The 18,096-nt window shown below is 65.5% G+C and carries 15 protein-coding genes; 9 read left to right on the top strand and 6 right to left on the bottom strand.

The genetic code is table 11. The features are described from left to right. Positions 1 to 128: 128 nt before the first annotated feature. Entirely contained in the window at positions 129 to 2,201 is a 2,073-nt protein-coding gene (locus tag K5658_RS04575; protein ID WP_425515945.1) for a sodium-translocating pyrophosphatase, read from the bottom strand. Between the two features lie 1,071 nt (positions 2,202 to 3,272). On the opposite strand from K5658_RS04575, the gene K5658_RS04570 reads away from it, so the two are divergent. The 9 genes from K5658_RS04570 (at position 3,273) to K5658_RS04535 (ending at position 13,762) form a co-directional block, all read left to right on the top strand. Beyond that, entirely contained in the window at positions 3,273 to 5,204 is a 1,932-nt protein-coding gene (locus K5658_RS04570; protein WP_221065797.1) for an outer membrane protein assembly factor BamB family protein, read from the top strand. Between the two features lie 17 nt (positions 5,205 to 5,221). Next, on the top strand, positions 5,222 to 6,106 hold the full coding sequence (locus tag K5658_RS04565; protein WP_221065796.1) for a quinoprotein dehydrogenase-associated putative ABC transporter substrate-binding protein: 885 nt from the start codon (positions 5,222 to 5,224) through the stop codon (positions 6,104 to 6,106). A gap of 3 nt (positions 6,107 to 6,109) precedes the next feature. Then, on the top strand, positions 6,110 to 6,763 hold the full coding sequence (locus tag K5658_RS04560; protein ID WP_221065795.1) for a putative Ig domain-containing protein: 654 nt from the start codon (positions 6,110 to 6,112) through the stop codon (positions 6,761 to 6,763). A 117-nt stretch (positions 6,764 to 6,880) separates the two neighbouring features. After that, on the top strand, positions 6,881 to 7,291 hold the full coding sequence (locus K5658_RS04555) for a Rap1a/Tai family immunity protein (RefSeq protein ID WP_221065794.1): 411 nt from the start codon (positions 6,881 to 6,883) through the stop codon (positions 7,289 to 7,291). Positions 7,292 to 7,485: 194 nt separating this feature from the next. Next, complete coding sequence (locus K5658_RS04550) at positions 7,486 to 8,361, top strand: HDOD domain-containing protein (RefSeq protein WP_221065793.1); 876 nt, start codon at positions 7,486 to 7,488, stop codon at positions 8,359 to 8,361. A gap of 3 nt (positions 8,362 to 8,364) precedes the next feature. Continuing rightward, complete coding sequence (fliK, locus tag K5658_RS23435; RefSeq protein WP_246628566.1) at positions 8,365 to 9,549, top strand: flagellar hook-length control protein FliK; 1,185 nt, start codon at positions 8,365 to 8,367, stop codon at positions 9,547 to 9,549. Continuing rightward, the gene (locus tag K5658_RS04545; protein ID WP_246628565.1) at positions 9,546 to 9,863 is read left to right on the top strand and encodes an EscU/YscU/HrcU family type III secretion system export apparatus switch protein; all 318 of its coding nucleotides are present in this window, start codon (positions 9,546 to 9,548) and stop codon (positions 9,861 to 9,863) included. Before fliK ends, K5658_RS04545 begins: the two co-directional genes overlap by 4 nt. 149 nt (positions 9,864 to 10,012) lie before the next feature. Beyond that, the gene (locus K5658_RS04540; protein ID WP_221065791.1) at positions 10,013 to 13,231 is read left to right on the top strand and encodes an ExeM/NucH family extracellular endonuclease; all 3,219 of its coding nucleotides are present in this window, start codon (positions 10,013 to 10,015) and stop codon (positions 13,229 to 13,231) included. Positions 13,232 to 13,246: 15 nt separating this feature from the next. Next, a complete protein-coding gene (locus K5658_RS04535) occupies positions 13,247 to 13,762 on the top strand; it encodes a hypothetical protein (RefSeq protein ID WP_221065790.1) in 516 nt (171 codons plus the stop codon). 83 nt (positions 13,763 to 13,845) lie between these two features. On the opposite strand, the gene queC is transcribed toward K5658_RS04535, so the two are convergent. From queC to tolB, 5 genes are all read right to left on the bottom strand, one after another. Next, on the bottom strand, positions 13,846 to 14,523 hold the full coding sequence (gene queC / locus K5658_RS04530) for a 7-cyano-7-deazaguanine synthase QueC (protein WP_221065789.1): 678 nt from the start codon (positions 14,521 to 14,523) through the stop codon (positions 13,846 to 13,848). 22 nt (positions 14,524 to 14,545) lie between these two features. Beyond that, positions 14,546 to 15,187 carry a 7-carboxy-7-deazaguanine synthase QueE gene (gene queE, locus K5658_RS04525; RefSeq protein ID WP_221065788.1) on the bottom strand — a complete coding sequence of 214 codons (642 nt, stop codon included), beginning with the start codon at positions 15,185 to 15,187 and terminating at the stop codon, positions 14,546 to 14,548. Between the two features lie 4 nt (positions 15,188 to 15,191). Beyond that, on the bottom strand, positions 15,192 to 16,079 hold the full coding sequence (ybgF, locus tag K5658_RS04520; protein ID WP_246628564.1) for a tol-pal system protein YbgF: 888 nt from the start codon (positions 16,077 to 16,079) through the stop codon (positions 15,192 to 15,194). 3 nt (positions 16,080 to 16,082) lie between these two features. Further along, a complete protein-coding gene (pal, locus tag K5658_RS04515) occupies positions 16,083 to 16,727 on the bottom strand; it encodes a peptidoglycan-associated lipoprotein Pal (RefSeq protein ID WP_221065787.1) in 645 nt (214 codons plus the stop codon). Positions 16,728 to 16,799: 72 nt separating this feature from the next. Next, the gene (tolB, locus tag K5658_RS04510) at positions 16,800 to 18,083 is read right to left on the bottom strand and encodes a Tol-Pal system beta propeller repeat protein TolB (RefSeq protein ID WP_425515906.1); all 1,284 of its coding nucleotides are present in this window, start codon (positions 18,081 to 18,083) and stop codon (positions 16,800 to 16,802) included. Between the last annotated feature and the right edge of the window lie 13 nt (positions 18,084 to 18,096).

Here is an 18,096-nt window from a genome sequence, read left to right as displayed (position 1 = left end):
CAGGCCAAGGCGGTCGTGGTTGAATAAAACCGACAGGCCCGCGGGATTGGTTGATAAGCCCCAAACAAAAAGCCCGCCCCCCCGTGAGGGAGGCGGGCTTTTTTATCGGCCCGGAAGGACGGTTTAGCTTAGAAGCTCAACCAGCCCGAACCGAAGGCGCTGGCGAACACCAAGCTCACGATGCTCATCAGCTTGATGAGGATGTTGAGCGAGGGACCGGAAGTGTCCTTGAAGGGATCGCCCACGGTGTCGCCCACCACGGCGGCCTTATGGGCGTCGGAGCCCTTGCCGCCGTACTGCCCGGTTTCGATCCACTTCTTGGCGTTGTCCCAGGCGCCGCCCGCGTTCGCCATCATCACGGCCAGCAGGAAGCCAGAGGCGGTGGTGCCGATCAAGAGGCCGGCCAGCGCTTCCTTGCCCAGCACGAAGCCGACGATCAAAGGCACCACGACCGCCATGGTGCCGGGGATCATCATTTCCTTCAGCGCGCCCTCGGTGGAGATGCCCACGCAAGCCGCGTAGTCGGGCTTGCCGGTGCCTTCCATCAGGCCGGGGATTTCCTTGAACTGGCGGCGCACTTCCAACACGATGTTGTAGGCGGCCTTGCCCACCGCGCTCATGGTCATGGCGGAGAACAGGAACGGCAGCATCGCGCCGATCAGGATGCCGGGCAGCATGGTCGGGGCCAGGATGCTCAGGGAATCGATCTTGGCGGCGGTGATGTAGGCGCCCAACAAGGCCAGGGCGGTCAGCACGGCGGAACCGATGGCGAAACCCTTGCCGGTGGCGGCGGTGGTGTTGCCCAGGCTGTCCAGGGCGTCGGTACGCTGGCGGACCTCGTGCGGCAGATGGCTCATCTCGGCGATGCCACCGGCGTTGTCGGCGACCGGGCCGTAGGCGTCGGTGGCCAGGGTCACGCCCAGGGTGCTGAGCATGCCCACGCCGGCCAGGGCCACGGCGTAGAGGCCGGCGGTGATGGACCCATCGGCCTTATGGCCCAGCCAAATGCTGACCAGGATGGCCACGGCGGTGATCAACACCGGGAACACCGTACTCATCATGCCGACGGCGGTGCCCTGGATGATGGTGGTGGCCGGGCCGGTCTGGCAGGCTTCGGCAATCGACTTGACCGGCTTCTCGGTGTACGAGGTGTAGTACTCGGTCACGTAGGCGATGCCGTTGCCCGCGACCAGGCCGACCAGGATCACGAACCAGTAGTTGATGCTCACGCCGGTCAGCAACACGGCCAGCAGCGAAAACACAACGATCAAGGCCGAAGCGCCCCACACCGAACGGCGCAGCGCGTCCAGCAAAGCTTGCAGGGAAGCGGTTTCGTCGATCTGGGTGACGAACTTGTTGAAGAGGACCAGGACCGGATTGGTGCTTTGGCGGATTTTCCAATCGTCCTCGGCGGTCACCATGTAGATGCCGTAGAGGGAGGCCAACACGCCCACCGCGCCGATCAAGAACGGCAGGCCGATGAAGGCCAGCGAATTCACGCCCAGAGAAGCGCCCAAGGCGGCGGCGGCGATGATGGAGGAGCTATAGGACTCGAACAAGTCAGCGCCCATGCCGGCCACGTCGCCCACGTTGTCGCCCACGTTGTCGGCGATCACGGCGGGGTTGCGGGGATCGTCCTCGGGGATGCCCTTCTCGACCTTGCCCACCAAGTCCGCGCCCACGTCGGCGGCCTTGGTGTAGATGCCGCCGCCGACACGGGCGAACAGCGCGATGGAACTGGCACCGAAGCCGAAGCCGGTGACATAGGTCAATTGCTCGGGGCTGCCGCTGAAGATGAGGAAAAGGATGGTCATGCCCAGCAGCGAAAAGCTCACCACCGACATGCCCATGATCGCGCCCGAGCCGAAGGCGACGCGCAAACCTTGGTGCAGGCCATGGCTGGCGGCGGCGGCGGTACGCACATTGGAACGGACAGCCACGTACATGCCGAGATAGCCGGCCCCGGCGGAAGCGACCGCGCCCACCACGAAGCACACCGCGGTCTGCCACGCCAGGAAGGCGGCGATGATGGCGGCGACGATGGCGACGAAGATGGCCAACACACGGTATTCGCGGCTCAGGAACGCGGACGCGCCTTCCTGGATGGCGGCGGCGATACCCCGCATGGTCTCATTGCCCTCATCGCAGGACAGCACCCGCTTGAGCTGCCATTTGACGTAGGCGATACCGGCGATACCCATCAATAATGCGATGATTACCGACGCATTTGCTTGTAACACGATAGTTTCCTCCTCTCTCTTCTCTGTCAGTAGGTTTCCGAATTTCTTATTGCTTGCTTGGCTTGGCGTGCCGGTTTTTTCCAACGAACCGGCGGGTTGGCGGAACGTTTCCCTATTGGGTGATCCGGTCCCTTGTGCGCCACTTTGTCAAGGGTGGCTGCACGCGGATTGGATTGATTGTCCGTTTCCATGGCGGCGCAAACCGCGGTGCAGGGTACTGAAAATTCAGTGCGACCACAATAAAAATCGGTGGCTTGGACGGGCCGGGCGCTGCGTCGCGATGACGGGGATGGCTTGGTCCCGCGTCCTTTTATAAGGCGGGTCTGTCGCGCCCGGACGGGCCGGGCCGGAGGGTTATGGATCGCGGCGCGGCTGGCATAGCCGCTCGATACCCTCGCCAACACTTCCAAAGATAACGCTTATCATTTGGCCCATTCCGGGCCGCAACCCAGCCAAAATACCCTATTTAAGCCACCCACCAAAAACAAGCCATTCCAGGAGTCCATACCAAGCTTGCAGTCATTTTTTGCGGGGCTGCAATTTTGGTTTGTTCCGATCCGGCTGGACTGTGAATACTATCACATTTTCCTGGCGACCAATGTCGGCATGATGTTTGCTAATCATTGCTATCGAGCCCTCCGGCGACCGCTCGGGCGAAGTATCACAAGCCAGCGCCGCATCCGGCCATCCACTGGCGAAGAATGTATAGATTACGCCGGAACAGCCGCACATTTTGCGTATCGACCACGCTTTAAATATGTAAATATTCAGATTCATTTTTTACGACATAGTCATTAAATTTTCATGCTTACATGCGCTGTTAAATATAAAATTGTCTCGCCATCGCCACGGGGATAAATCCCAAAAATACCCCGATACCTATCACCTATAAACCGGATTTTTTAAGCTATGCTTGCCATATTAGTCGCAGGCGCTTTAAACCACCGCTCCGTTGTCAATAAATCCACCCATCGCCGCCCGGACCGGACGGTGTGGGATTCCGCGAACTTCAGCTCTTGGGGGCTTAATCTTATGAAAAACCAATTCCATGGCGGCGCGTCGGCCACGGGCTTCTTCCAACCTCCATCCCGGCCACGGGCGGGATGGCCTATCGCGCTATTGCTGGGAATCCATAGCCTGGGGGCCGGGGCCGCGCTGACCACCGTGGTCGGCACCGGCAACCAATGGACCAGCCATGGCGGCGCCCTGGACGGCACCCATTACAGCGAACTCGCCCAAATCAACCGGACCAGCATCGGCACTCCCCTCGATTCCAAGCTGGTGCTGGAACGCACCTTCAAGACCGGCGTCAATGGCAGCCACATGGGCGCTCCCCTGGTGGTCGGCAGCACCTTGTACGTGGTGACGCCCTTCCCGAACAAGCTGATCGCCTACGACCTCAGCAGCGGCGCGACCCTGTGGACCTTCTCCCCCAGCGTCAACCGCTATGCCTTCGGCGTGAATTGCTGCGACACGGTCAACCGCGGCCCGGCCTACCAGAACGGCCTCGTGGTCTACACCACGCTGGACGACACCGTGGTGGCGGTGGATGTCGCGACCCACAAGCAGAAATGGCGCACCTCCCTGGCCGACCCCAAGACCGGCGTCACCACCAATGGCGCGGTCCTCATCGTCCCGAACAAGGCCGCAGCGGGTAAATACCGGGTGATCGTGGGTAGTTCCAGCGGCGAAATGGCGGTGCGGGGCTGGGTCAAGTCGCTGGACCTCGCGACCGGCGCGGTGCAATGGACCGCCTACACCACCGGACCCGACAGCGATGTCAAGGTCGGCAGCGCCTTCTATAACTCGTTCTACCAGAAGGGCAAGAACCAGGGCGTGGACCAGGGCGTCACCAGCTGGGAAGGCGCCGGCAACAAATGGCAGCAGGGCGGCAGTTCGGTCTGGGGCTTCATCAATTACGACGCCGCCACCGACCTGCTGTTCTACGGCACCAGCCAGCCCGGCACCTGGAATGCCGACCAACGCCCCGGTGCTAACAAATGGGGCGCGTCGGTGTTCGCCCGCAACGCCTCGACCGGCTTGGCGCAATGGATCTACCAGACCACGCCGCACGATTACTGGGACTACGACGCGGCTTCGGGCGAAAGCGTCCCGCTGACCCTCACCACCCCGATCACCAACGCCAGCGGCAGCCATGCCCAGGTGCTGGTGCATTTCAACAAGAACGGCTTCGCCTACACCTTCGACCGGCTCAGCGGCGAAGTCCTGGCGGCGACCAAGTTCGGTCCCAAGCCGGAAGCGGTGAACTGGGCCGACCATATCGACCTCGCCACCGGCCTGCCGGTGTTCCTCGACGCCAAGGGCCAGGTGGTCCCGGACTCGCCCAAAGCCACCCATCAAGGCGTCCCGACCACCGATATCTGCCCCTCGGCCATGGGCTTGAAGGGCTGGGAACCGATGGCGTTTTCGCCGCGCACCAATTTGTTCTATGTGCCGACCTTCAACCTGTGCCAGACCTACGAGGGCCTGAAGGCCGAATATATCGCCGGCGCGCCGTTCATGGGCCAGAACATCACCATGACCCTGGGACCGGGCGGGCTGTTTTCCGGCGAGTTGGTGGCCTGGGATATCACCAGCAACACCCGCAAATGGGCCTATCCCGAACCGGCCGCCATCTATAGCGGCGTGTTGGCGACCCAGGGCGACGTGATCTTCTACGGCACCCTCGACAACAAGTTCAAGGCGCTCGACGCCATCACCGGCGACCTGTTGTTCGAGACCGCGCTGACCGATGCCAATGGCTATGAATGCGGCACGGTCGGCACGCCGATCACCTTCATGGGACCGGACAAGCAGCAACGGGTGGCGGTGTTCAGTGGCGTGGGTTGGCTGGCGGGCGGCTTCACCGCCAGCGGCAAGCCCTGCCCCGGCAAGACCGGCTCGGAAAGCGGCGGCGCCACCAATGGCGGTGGCCGGGTCCATGTCTTCAAGCTGAACCCTTGAGTCCCGGTTTCACGCCCATGAGCCCACGATCCCGAGCCTTTCCCCGGCGGCTGCGCTGGACCGCGTTGGCCGCCGCGCTGGCCGCGGGACCGGCCCTCGCGGGCGGTACGCTGCGCGTCTGCGCCGATCCCGACAATCTGCCGTATTCCAACCTGGGGCAGGAAGGCTACGAGAACAAGATCGCCCAGGTATTGGCCCAGGACCTGCACGCCCGCGTGGCCTACACCTGGCTGAAGCAGCGCCAAAGCTTCTTCCGCCAGACCTTGGGCGCGGACCGTTGCGATGTGGTCATCAGCGTGCCCGGCGGATTCGAGCGGGTGCGGACCACCCGGCCCTATTACCGCTCCGGCTATGTCGTGGTCAGCCAGCGCCAGCGCGGCCTGGATTTCCAGTCCTACGACGATCCGGTGTTGCGCGGGCTCAAGATCGGCCTGCACACGGTCGGCAACGACGGCTCCAATTCGCCGCCCGCCGTCGCCCTGGGCCGACATGGACTCGCCAACAACATCTTCGGCTTTTCCCTGTGGGGCGGGGCTTCGGTGAAACAGCCCCAGGGCCAAATCATCGAGGCCGTGGCCCGAGGCCGGATCGACATGGCCATCGTCTGGGGACCGTTCGGGGGCTATTACGCGGCCCGGTACGGCGACGCCTTGGCGGTGCGGCCCGCGCCCAACGACGCCGGGATGCCCGGAATGCCGTTCGCCTACGACATCGCCATGGGCGTCCGGAAGGACGACCAGGCGCTCGCCGCCCGGCTGGACGCCGCCATCGAACGACGGCGCGACGACATCCAGCGCATCCTCTCGGCCTATCACCTACCGCTCATCGAACCCGACCTGGGTCCGCCCGGAAGTCCCGCCGACGCGGCTCCGGCGCACCCCTCCAACCATGAAGGTAAATAGAATATGAAAGCGCACGCGAATCTTTCCAGCGCCCTGTTGCCCGGCCTGTTGCTGTTCTGCCTCGCGGACGGCGCGGCGGCGGCGGGCCTCGCCCCGGCCTCCCAAGCCCTGGTGCTGCCCAAGGACCAGACCATGGCGGCGACCCCGGCCTATGCCGCGACCGGCTTCGACGCCGGGGTTCCGGTGGCCTACGCCAGCAGCCCCGCCCTGCCCTTGGGGTTGGCCCTGGACGCCAAGACCGGCGTCATCAGCGGCTATCCCCGGCTGCCCCAACCCGCCACCAAGTACACCATCACCGCCACCGGCAAGGCGGGGGGCGCGACCGCCAAGGCCAGCGCCACGGTCAATATCGCGGTGAAGGAACCCTGCATGGCCGAAACCCTCAGCCCGGTCGAGGAAGGACGCCGGGCCTATCTGCGCCTCAACTGCTATAGCTGCCACGGCATGACCGGCCTGGGCGGCATGGGCCCCAAGATCGCGGGCGAGGGCGACGATGTGCGGGAGGTGGTGCCCGGCGGTTCCGACGAGGGGATGCCCGCCTTCAAGAATTACCTGTGCGGCAACGACCTCAACAACCTGGTCGCCTATGTCAACGCCATGGGCAGGAAGGGGGCGCCGGGCTTCGTGAACTGGTGGGAGCAGACCCCCAGCCGCTGATGGGTGGGATGGAACGGGGTTCCACAGGGATGTGGAGCCCCGTTTTTTATTGGGCTATGGTTTGCGCCTGGACCGGGAACGGCCCGGAATCATCCGGCAAAGCGAGGAGGCAACACGATGAAATGGGCGGCGATGGCGATGGGATTGGCCCTGCTGGCCGGGGAATGCGCGGCGGAACCGGGACAGATCGACAAGGGACCGTTGTCGGCGCTGTATTCGGCCCATCTCGCGCCCAAGGACGGGACTTGGCTGAAATGGGCCTGCGGGGAATATCTGGCCCTGTTCAAAACGCCGGGCACGCTCTGGAAGAAGACCGATACCCCCAGGGAACATCTCGGGGCGGGTCTGTGCGCGGGCTTCGTGGCGGGGGTCTTGGGCGGGCCGGGCGGCGATGCTTGCCGCGCCCGGCGGGAATTCGATCCCAGGCCGATCCTGGATTATCTGGACAAACATCCCGAAGCGCTGGTGCAACCGGCGGGGCCGACGGTGGTGGAGGCTTTGTCGGCGGCGGATGGGACATGCCGGTAAGGCATGATCGCGGGGCGGGGCGGCGGGGCGGCGCGGCCCGCCGCCTTTAAGACGGCGGGACAAGCCCGGCTTGGCGAAACGGGCGGAAATCCCCGGCAGCCAGTCCGGGTGGACGGACCCCCTCCAACAAACCCCCGGAATGCCGCTAACCTAGTATCGGGAACCCACCACCGCCCGCCCCAACGGAGACCCCCGTGTCCGCCATACCCGCCGCCCCCACAGAGGACGCGCACAACCCGCTGCTCCGCCAGTGCTACCAGGACTTGCGGGCGGAAAAGCTGGTCCTGCCGACCTTGCCGGAAATCTCGCTCAAAATCCGCAAAGCCATCAACGACGAAAAGGCCAACAACGCCCGCATCGCCCGCGTGGTGCAACTCGACCCCGCCATCACGGCGCGGTTGATCCACATCGCCAACAGCCCGCTCTACCCCGGCCGCAAGAAGATCGAGAGCTGCCCCGAAGCCCTGACCCGCATCGGCCTCAAAGCCGCCCAGCACCTCATCACCAGCTTCGCGCTCAAATCCGTGTTCACGGCGCGATCCCCGCAAATCCGCAAGCGCATGAACGCCCTGTGGGCGCACAGCGGCTATGTCGCCGCCATCTGCGCGGTGCTGGCCCATAAGCTGCGCGGCTTCGATCCCGACCGCGCCATGCTGGCCGGCTTGGTCCACGATATCGGCTGCGTGCCGGTCCTGACCCTGGCCGACCGCCACCCCGGCCTGCTGGACGATCCGGCCCAGCTCGACGCGGCCTTGCAAGCGCTCAGGACGCCGGTGGGCGTTTTGATCCTGCGGCAATGGGATTTCCCCAAGGATTTCGAGGAGGCCGCCCGCCACGCCGAGGACTGGCTGCTGGACCGTCCCGGCCCCGCCGATTACACCGACCTGGTGATCCTGGCGCAATTGCATAGCTTCGTCGGCAGCCTGGAGGTCCACAAACATCCGCACCTGGACCAAACCCCCGCCTACCGGAAGCTATTGGCGGGCCAGTCCGCGACCGAACTGAGCCAGGACGTGCTGGACCGGGCCAAGGACGATATCTGGCAAGTCCAGCACCTGCTGCTGGCCTGAACCATGGAAATCACCCGCACGCCGCTTCCGATAGGTCCGGCTCCCGCGCCGGGACCGGGCGGGGCGGGGCTGAAACTGGGCGATGTGGTGACCGCCGTGGTCCGGGCCAGGCTCTCGGACACCAACCTCCTGCTGCAAATCGGCGGCAAAACCCTGGTGGCCGCCACCACTGCCGACCTCCCGCCCGGCACCCTGCTCAAGCTGGAAGTGACCCGGCCCGGCACCACGCCGGAACTGCGTCCGCTCGCCATCGCCCCGCCCGGAGCCCACCCCGGCGGCGCATCGCCGTCCCCGCCCTCTCCCGCCGATACCCCAGAAGCCCAAGCCCTGCGGCTGCTCCTGCCCAAGCAAATCCCACTGGCCGAGTTCGCGGCGGCGCTGCCCAAACTGGCGGACCCGGCCCACCCCCTGCCCGCCCCGGTCAAGCAAGCCCTGGCCGGACTCTTGGCGGCGCTGCCCAATCCGGGGCGGCTCGCCACGGCGGAAGGCCTGGCCCAGGCGCTGGGGGACGCGGGAATATGGTTCGAGGCGCGGTTGGCGCGGGTGTTGGACCGGGGTGGGGATTTTCCCGCCGGGGACTTCAAAGGCTTGCTGTTGACCGTATTGGACCGGCTGGACGCCGCCCAACCCGCTACGGGCGCACCCGCGCACCCGGCGGAAACCGCCGGACGGCCCGCCAACACGCCGGAAACCGCACAGACCACCGGCACCGACCCCTCCCCGCTCGATGCCCTGGCACGGAAGGTCGAGGGCGCTTTGGCGCGCATCGGCCTGGACCAACTGGCCGCCCTACCCCAACCGGACGGCACCCAATCCTGGTCCGTGGCGATCCCCTATGCCCAAGGCGAGCAAAGCGACACCCTGCGGATACGCATCGACGCCGAGGCACAACACGGCGGCGCGGAGGCCACCGCCACCCAACATTGGTCGGTGAACCTGGAACTCAGGCCGCCAGGACTGGGAACGGTCTCGGCCCGCTTGGTGCTGGCGGGCGGCAAGATCGATACCTACCTCTGGAGCGACACGGCGGACACCGCCGGGCTGTTGCGGGACCACGGCGATTGGCTGCGGGCGCGGCTGGAAGGCGCGGGGCTGGCGGTGGGCCATCTGGATACGCTGGCACAAGCCCCCGCCGCCAACGCCAGGAACACCGCGCCCGCCGCGCCCTTGCTGGACCTCAAGGCATGAACCGCGTCGTCAATCCGCCCGATCTCGCCATCGCCCTGAACTACGACGGACGGAACGCCCCCCGCGTCACCGCCAGCGGCAAGGGTGATTTGGCCGAGCAAATCATCGCGCTGGCCGAGGAACACGGGGTGCCGCTGCGCACCGATCCGGGGCTGGCGAAGGTGTTGGCCGAGGTGCCCCTGGGCGAGGAAATCCCCCGCGAGCTTTATCTGGCCGTGGCCGAGGTGATCGCCTTCGCCTATTACCTGAGCGGGAAGGTGCCGGAGGGGTTCCAGGCCAACGCGGCCCATCCCATCGGCGACGCCAACCCCTAGCCGGGTGTTCCGCACCAGCAACCGGCTGTCACCAAAGCTTAAATCCCCTGTCATCCCCCCACTCTATAAACGCGCCGTGAAAAACACGCGCCGCGTGCCCGCCACGCCCATCCCTAACAAACACTACTCCCCATCGGAGACCCCCGGACATGGCCCCAACCCACCACAAACTGACACGGCTGGCCGCCGCCTTGCTGGCGCTACCCTTGACCGGGCAGGCCGCGGTCAATTTTTCCAGCAGCTATTCCCAGAACTTCGACACCCTGGCCGCGAGCGGCACCAACAATGCGTGGACCAACGACACCACCTTACCGGGCTGGTCTTTGTTCAAGCAACCCGCCCCAGGGACCGCCATCACGGCCTATAACGCGGATAACGGCGGTTCGAACGCGGGAACGTTCTACAGCTATGGCAGCACGGGTGCCAGCGACCGCGCCCTGGGCGGATTGGGTTCCGGCGGCGCTTATTTCGGCTCCCCGGCCGCCGGTGCGGTCGCGGGCTGGATCGCGTTCTCGGCCACCAATACTTCCGGCGCGACCATCGATACCTTGAACCTCGCCTATGACGGCGAACAATGGCGTAACGGCGGCAACGCCACGGCGCAGACCATGGTGCTGGAATATGGCTTCGGTGCCACGTTCTCGGCGGTATCGACCTGGACGGCAGCAGGCTCCGCCTTCAACTTCACTTCGCCGGTCGCGACCGCCAGCGCGGCGGCGGTGGATGGCAATAACGCCGGTCGTTCGGCGCGTGCCGGCAGCTTGACCGGCTTGAACTGGACCAATGGCACCACCCTCTGGCTCCGCTGGATCGAGAATAACGACGCCGGCAACGACCACGGCCTGGCCCTCGATAATTTTTCGCTGTCGACCACAGGGGCGGCCCCCAGCCTGTCCATCAACGATGTCAGCAAGACCGAAGGCGACAGCGGCACCACCACCTTCACCTTCACGGTCAGCCTGTCCGCGCCCGCGGGCGCGGGCGGCGTGAGCTTCGATATCGCCACCGCCGACGGCACCGCGACCGCCCCCGGCGATTACACCGCCCAAGCGCTCACCGGCCAGAGCATTCCCCAGGGTAGCACCAGCCACACCTTCACCGTCGCCGTCAACGGCGACACCACCGTCGAATCCAACGAAACCTTCTTCGTCAACGTCACCAACCTAACGGGCGCGGATGTCGCGGACGCCCAAGGCCAGGGCACGATCAACAACGACGATATCGCGACCACACCGATCCACGACGTGCAAGGCTCCGCCAGCACCAGCCCGTTGCTGGGGCAAACCGTGACGGTCAGCGGCATCGTGACCGCCGACTTGCAAGCGTCCAACCAACTGAGCGGCTTCTTCCTGCAAGAACCGGAAGGGAATGACGACGGCGACCCCGCGACTTCCGAAGGCATCTTTGTTTTCTGTAGTTCCTGCGCCACCCCGGTGAACGTCGGCGACCGGGTGCAAGTCACCGGCACGGTCCAGGAATTCAACGGACTCACCGAAATCGGCAGCGTATCGGCGGTCGGCGTCGTCAGCACCGGCAACGCCCTACCCTCCATCAGCTCCATCACCCTGCCCGAATCCACCGACGGCGAACTCGAACGCTATGAAGGCATGTACGTCGACTTACCGGACATGACGGTGCAGCAAAACTACTTCCTGGGCCGCTACGGCCAGTTGACCTTGGGCTATGGCGGACGCTTGCGGCAACCCACCAACGTCTACGACGCGGGCAGCATCGACGCGCAGAACCTCGCCGACCTGAACGCACGCAGCCTGGTGGTCCTCGACGATGGCTCCAGCAGCCAAAACCCCAACCCCACCCCCTACATCGGCCAGGACGATACCGTCAGGGCCGGCGATACCGTGGCTAATCTGGTCGGCGTGCTGGACTTCGGTCCCATCAATTCCGACACCAGCGTCCGCGACTACCGCCTGCACCCGACCTCGGCCCCCGTCTTCACGCGGGCCAATGCGCGGGCCACGGCCCCCGACCCGGTCGGCGGCAACCTCAAAGTGGCCTCCGCCAACGTGCTGAACTACTTCACCACGCTGGACGAGAGCGGCAGTCCGGGCTGCTATCCCGGCGGCACCCGTGCGGATTGCCGGGGGGCCGACAGCCTGGATGAATTGGACCGGCAGGCCGACAAGCTGGTCCGGGAACTGGCCGCCCTGGACGCGGACGTGGTCGGCCTCATGGAAATCGAGAACAACGGCCCCACCGCCGTGGGCGACCTGGTTTCCCGCCTGAACGCGCTGGTCGGCTCCGGCAGCTACACCTACGTGCAAGACCCCATCGAATACCAGAACCACAGCGCCAATGGCACCACCGACGCGATCAAGGTGGCGATGATCTACAAACCGGGCAAGGTGACGCCGGTCGGCTCGGCGCAGGCCCTCGACAGCGCGGCGTTCAGCATCGGCCGGGCACCAGTGGCCCAGACCTTCCAGGCGAACGCCAACGACGCCCGCTTCACGGTCGTCGTCAACCACTTCAAGTCGAAGAGCAGTTGCCCCGCTTCCGGCCCCGATGTTGACCAAGGCGACGGCCAGGGCTGTTTCAACGCGACCCGCGTGGCCCAGGCCCAGGCCCTGCTGGGCTTCATCGCCGACCTCAAAGCCACCAGCGGCGACGACGACGTACTGGTGATCGGCGACCTCAACGCCTACGGCCAGGAAGACCCGGTCCAAACCCTGGTCGGTGGCGGCTTGATCGACCAACTGGCGGCGCGCATCGCCCATCCCTATTCCTATGTCTTCGACGGACTGGCGGGCTACCTCGACCATGCCTTGACCACGGCCAGCCTCGGCACCCAAGTGGCCGGCGTGACCGAATGGCACAACAACGCCGACGAGCCCTCCTTCATCGACTACAACCTGGAATTCAAGCAACCGGCCTGCGCCGCCTGTGAACCCGACCTCTACACCCAGGCACCTTACCGCGCTTCGGACCACGACCCGGTGCTGATCGGCTTCAACCTCGCACGTAGCGCCTTCGCCGGCAATTCGAGCAACAACGCCCTGACCGGCACCGCCGGCGGCGATCAACTGACCGGCAACGGCGGCAAGGACACCTTGACCGGCCTGGGCGGCAAGGACTGGTTCGTCTACAACAGCGTGACCGACGGCATCGACACGATCACCGACTTCACCCCCGGCACCGACCAGATCGTGCTGACCCAACTGCTGCAAAGCCTCCATATCGGCAACGCCAACCCCATCGCGGCGGGCCATGTGGTCTGCGCGGCCCAGGGCGCGGATAGCAGCCTCGCCATCGACCCCGACGCCGGCGGACCCGCCGCCAAGCGCGTCCTGGCCATCGTCAAGGGCGTCGGCTGCGGCAGCCTGCTCCAAACCCTCAATTTCACCTTCTAACGCGAGGACCGACCCATGTTCCGACCCATCCAAACCCTGCGCGGGACGGCCCTGGCCTTGGCGCTGTTCCTGTCGGCCTCCGCCAGCGAGGCGGGCGTCATCAATTACACCTTCTCGGGCAGCGTGGACTTCGGTGCCCTGCTGGGCGAAAGCTACTTGGGAACGTTCAGCTTCGACGACGCGGGCTTGACCGGCACGGGGAGCGAAAGCCTGCCGCTGCTGGGCCTCAGCTTCGGTTTCCACAGCGGCTCCTTCGACGAAAATAGCGGTTCCGGGACGCCGACCGTGGATTTCCTGGACGGGGTGTTCCTGGGGCTGAGCTACGACGTGACCGGCTTCGATCCCGATTTCAGCCTGGTCTCGGGCAGCCTCGATAGCTCGGACGCTTATTTCGCCTATACCCCGGATAACGGCACCGACCCCGCCGGGTTCGGCTCGCTGGTCTATAGCCCAGTGCCGGTGCCGGGCACACTGGCCTTGCTGGCGGTGGGCGGGCTGGCGCTTCGCCGGGCGCGGACAGGGCGGGCATAAGCCGCGGGCAAAGAAAAAGCCCGCCAGTGGCGGGCTTTTTCATATCTCGCGAAGCGCGGACCGGACGGCTTTTCGATGGTTGTTCACCGCGCCACATACCGCGTCGGATCAACCACCTTCGCCTGCCGGAACCCCTCCGCCCTGAGCCTGCACGCATCGCACACCCCGCAGGCCCGGCCTTCCGGGTCGGCGGCGTAGCAGGACACCGTGAGGGCGTAATCGACCCCGAGCGCCACGCCCTGCTGGATGATCTCGGCCTTGGACAGCTGGATCAAGGGGGTATGGATGCGAATATCCGCGCCCTCGACCCCGGCCTTGGTGGCGAGCTTGGCGAGCTTGCGGAAGGCTTCGATATATTCGGGGCGGCAATCGGGATAGCCGGAATAATCCACCGCGTTCACGCCGATGAAAATATCGGCGTTGCCCAACACCTCGGCCCAGCCCAGCGCGAACGACAGGAACACGGTGTTCCGCGCCGGGACATAGGTGACGGGAATCCCCGCCTGCGGATGGTCGGGCACGGCGATATTGGCGTCGGTCAGGGCCGAACCGCCGATGGCGTCCAGGCCGATGCGGATCAGCTTGCGGTCGGCGACCCCGAAATAATCCGCCACCCGCGCCGCCGCCGCCAATTCGGCCCCATGGCGCTGGCCGTAGTCGAAGCTGAGGGCGTGGCATTCGTAACCCTGGGCCTTGGCGATGGCCAGGACCGTGGCGGAATCCAGACCGCCGGAAAGCAATATCACCGCTGGTTTCATCATCGCATCGTCCGTAAGAGAGGGTTTAGACGCCCGGTTGATCGCCCCAAAGCAGCTTGTGCAATTGCAGTTGGAAGCGCACGTCCAGCCGGTCGCGGAGGATTTTCTCGGCCAATTCGGTGGGGTTTTGCACGCCCGCCACCGGCGAGAACAACACCTCGCAACGCTCCGGCAAGCGGTATTCCGCCAGCTTGGCCTTGGCCCAGGCGTAATCGGCCTCGTCGGCGATCACGAATTTCACTTGATCCTTGGCGTCCAGGTGGTCCAGGTTGGCGTAGAGGTTCCGCGCCGCCTCGCCCGAGCCTGGGGTTTTCAAATCCAGGACCTTGACCACCTGGGGATGGACCTGGGCGACATCCAAGGCACCGCTGGTCTCCAGCGATACTTCATAGCCCGCCGCCACCAAGCCCTCCAATAATTCCAGGCAAGCCGGCTGGGCCAGGGGTTCGCCGCCGGTCACGCAGACATGGCGCACGCCGTGGGCGGCCACTTGTTCCAGGATGGCGGCCAATTCCAACCGCTCGCCGCCGCTGAAGGCATAGGCCGTGTCGCAATAGACGCAGCGCAAGGGACAGCCGGTCAGCCGCACGAACACAGTGGGCCAGCCCACGGAGCGCGATTCGCCTTGCAGCGAGCGGAAGATTTCGGTGACGCGCAGCGCGGCCATGGGTTCAGTGTTTCTCCTGGCGCATCCGTTCCAGGCGCTTTTCCGCCATCTTGGCGGCGCTGGAATCGGGGTAGTTCTTGATGACGCCGTTCAGCAATTCCTTGGCCGCGCCGTATTGGGCGTTCTCGTACTCGATGAAGCCGAGCTTCAAATGGGCGTCCGACACCTTGGCGCTCTTGGGGAAATCGCGGATCAGCCTGCGGAAGGTGTCCCTGGCCGAGTTGAAATCGCGGTTCACATAATAGGCTTCCGCCAGCCAGTAATAAGCGCTGTCGGTGTTGTCGCCGCTGGGATAATTCGCCACATAGCCTTTGAAATCGCGGATGGCCTCGGTGTACTTGCCTTCCTTGAGGGTGTTGAAGGCTTTTTGGTAAGCGGCTTGGCGCACCGCCGGATCGACCACGGGAGCCGGGGGCGGGGGTGGCGGCGCGGCGGCGGGCGCGGACGGCGTGGGCACGGAAACCGCCGGGGCGGCGGCGCCGGGATCGGGGGCGGGCGGCGTGGCATCGGCGGGCGAGGGAGCCACGGATGGCGCGGCGGCTACCGGCGGCGGGGGCGGCGCGGCGGCGGCTTTCAGGCGCTGGTCGAGGTCGCCGTACATCTCACGTTGTTGGCGCTTGGCCTTGTCGAGTTCGTGGCCCAATTCCTCCACCGTGCCGCGCAGCCTCAACACCTCGCCTTGCAGCTTCTCGATGCGGTTGGCCATCTCCATCAGGGTTTCGCCCGACAGGCGCTTTTCCAGCCGCGCCACCCGCTCGTCCAGGGTGGACGCGCCATAGCCCGATTGATCGTAGGGCTGGTCGTAGGGCCGGTCGTACTGCTCGGCACCGGCCAAAGCGGCATAGGCCAAGCCCACCGCCATCCATCCCGCGAATTTGGTTTTAGTCATCATGGCTCAGCGACCCGGATAAGCGATTTCCACGCGGCGGTTTTGTTGCCAGGAGGATTCGTCGTGGCCGACATCCGCCGGTTTTTCCTCGCCGTAGCTCACCACCTGGATTTGACCGTTGGCGGCCCCCTGCAACTGCATCATCCGCGCCACCGCCTGGGCGCGGCGCTCGGATAGGCCGACGTTGTACTCGGGCGAGCCGCGTTCGTCGGCATGGCCTTCCAGGACCACGTTGCGGTCGGGATGGGCGGCCAAATAGGCGGCATGGGCGCTGACCACCGAGCGGTATTCCGGCTGCACCTCGTCGCTGTCGTACATGAAATAAACCACGCGCTTGGCGAGCGGGCCGCTGGCGTTGTCGAGTTCGGGATCGCCGGTCAGGGCCGAACCCGACCCCCCGCCCCCGACCGGGCTATACCGGCCCGAACCTCCGCCCTCGCCATAGCCGCCGGAGCCGTCGCCATAACCGGCCCCCGCGCCACCATCGCCGTAGCCGCCCTGGCCATAACGGTTGATTTTCGGCCCGCCCGCGTCGGTGCCGGTGCCGGCGGCATCGGCCCCCTCGCCCCCGCCTTGCACGCCGCCCTTGGAGCTACAGCCCGCCAAGGCCAAGCCCAGCACGGAGGCCACGATGATCGTTTTCCATTGCATAGTTTTCCCCACAGGATTGGATGGGCCGCGGTCGCGCCCGCCGGCCCCGGAATTGCCGATGTAGATTGCGCCTCAAGGCGACCAAGCGGGCTCGCGCACCTGTCCGCCCTGGACATCGAGGGCTTGGTGGTTCTTGCCGTCCAGCGACACCGCCGCCAGCCGGTCCACACCGCCTTCCTTGTGGGTGTAGAGGATCATGCTGCCGTTGGGCGCGAATCCTGGCGATTCGTCGAAACGGCCCTGGGTCAGCACCTTGAGGGTATGGCCGCGCAGGTCCATCAGGGCGATACGGTAGTCGCCGCCCTTGCCATGCACCATGGCGATAGAGCGGCCATCGGGCGAGAACACGCCGCGGGCGTTGTAATCGCCCTCGTAGGTCAGGCGCTGGGCCGCGCCGCCGCTGGCCGGAACCGTATACAACTGCGGCTTGCCGCCCCTGTCGGAAGTGAACACCAAGGTCCGCCCGTCCGGCGACCAATTCGGCTCGGTGTCGATGGAGACTTCGTTGGTGATTTGTTGCAGCGAGCGCGAGCCGACATCCATGACGTAAATATCGGGGCTGCCGCCCTTGGACAGGGTCAGGGCCAGCCGCGAACCATCGGGCGACCAGGCGGGGGCACCGTTGATACCGCGGGCGTCCGAGACCTTTTGCCGCGAGCCGGTGGCGAGGTCCTGGACGAAAATCGCGGACGCCTTGTTCTCGAAGGACACATAGGCGATGCGCTTGCCGTCGGGCGACCAAGCCGGGGACATGATGGGTTCCGGCGAACTGATGACCGGCCGCGGGTCTTGGCCGTCGGTGTCGGCGACCAGGAGATGGTAGACCCGCCCGGTGGGCCCGCCGTACACCGCCACATAGGCCACGCGGGTATTGAACGCGCCGCGCTGCCCGGTCAGTTGTTGATAGATCAGGTCGGCGATGCGGTGGGCGGTATGGCGGGCCTCCGGGGCGTCGAAGGGCAGCTTCTGGCTCAACAGCACCGTGCCCTTGATGGCGTCGAACAGGTAGAACTCGGCCTCGTAACGGCTGCCGACCGGGTTGACCCGGCCTATGACCAGATAATCCTGGCCCAGCGCCTGCCAAGTATGGAAGTTCACGGACTGGGGCGGGACGGGCCGCTCGGTCATGCTGCTTTCGGGCAAGGGCGAGAAATGGCCCGAGCGGCCCAGGTCCGCCGCGACGATGCCGCCGAGATTGGCGGACAGGCCGGATTGGGCGAAGGGCACGACGGCGATGGGCGTAGCGCCATGCACCCCCTTGGTGATATCGACATCCAGGTCGGCATGGGCCATTCCGCCGAACAGCCCCGCGCACAGGCTCCATGACAGCAAAGCGAATCGGATTGGGCTTAGCATCGAATACCCTGGG

Source organism: Methylomagnum ishizawai (genome assembly GCF_019670005.1).
GTDB classification, from domain to species: Bacteria; Pseudomonadota; Gammaproteobacteria; order Methylococcales; family Methylococcaceae; genus Methylomagnum; species Methylomagnum ishizawai.
This window is presented reverse-complemented; position numbering and strand designations above follow the sequence as displayed.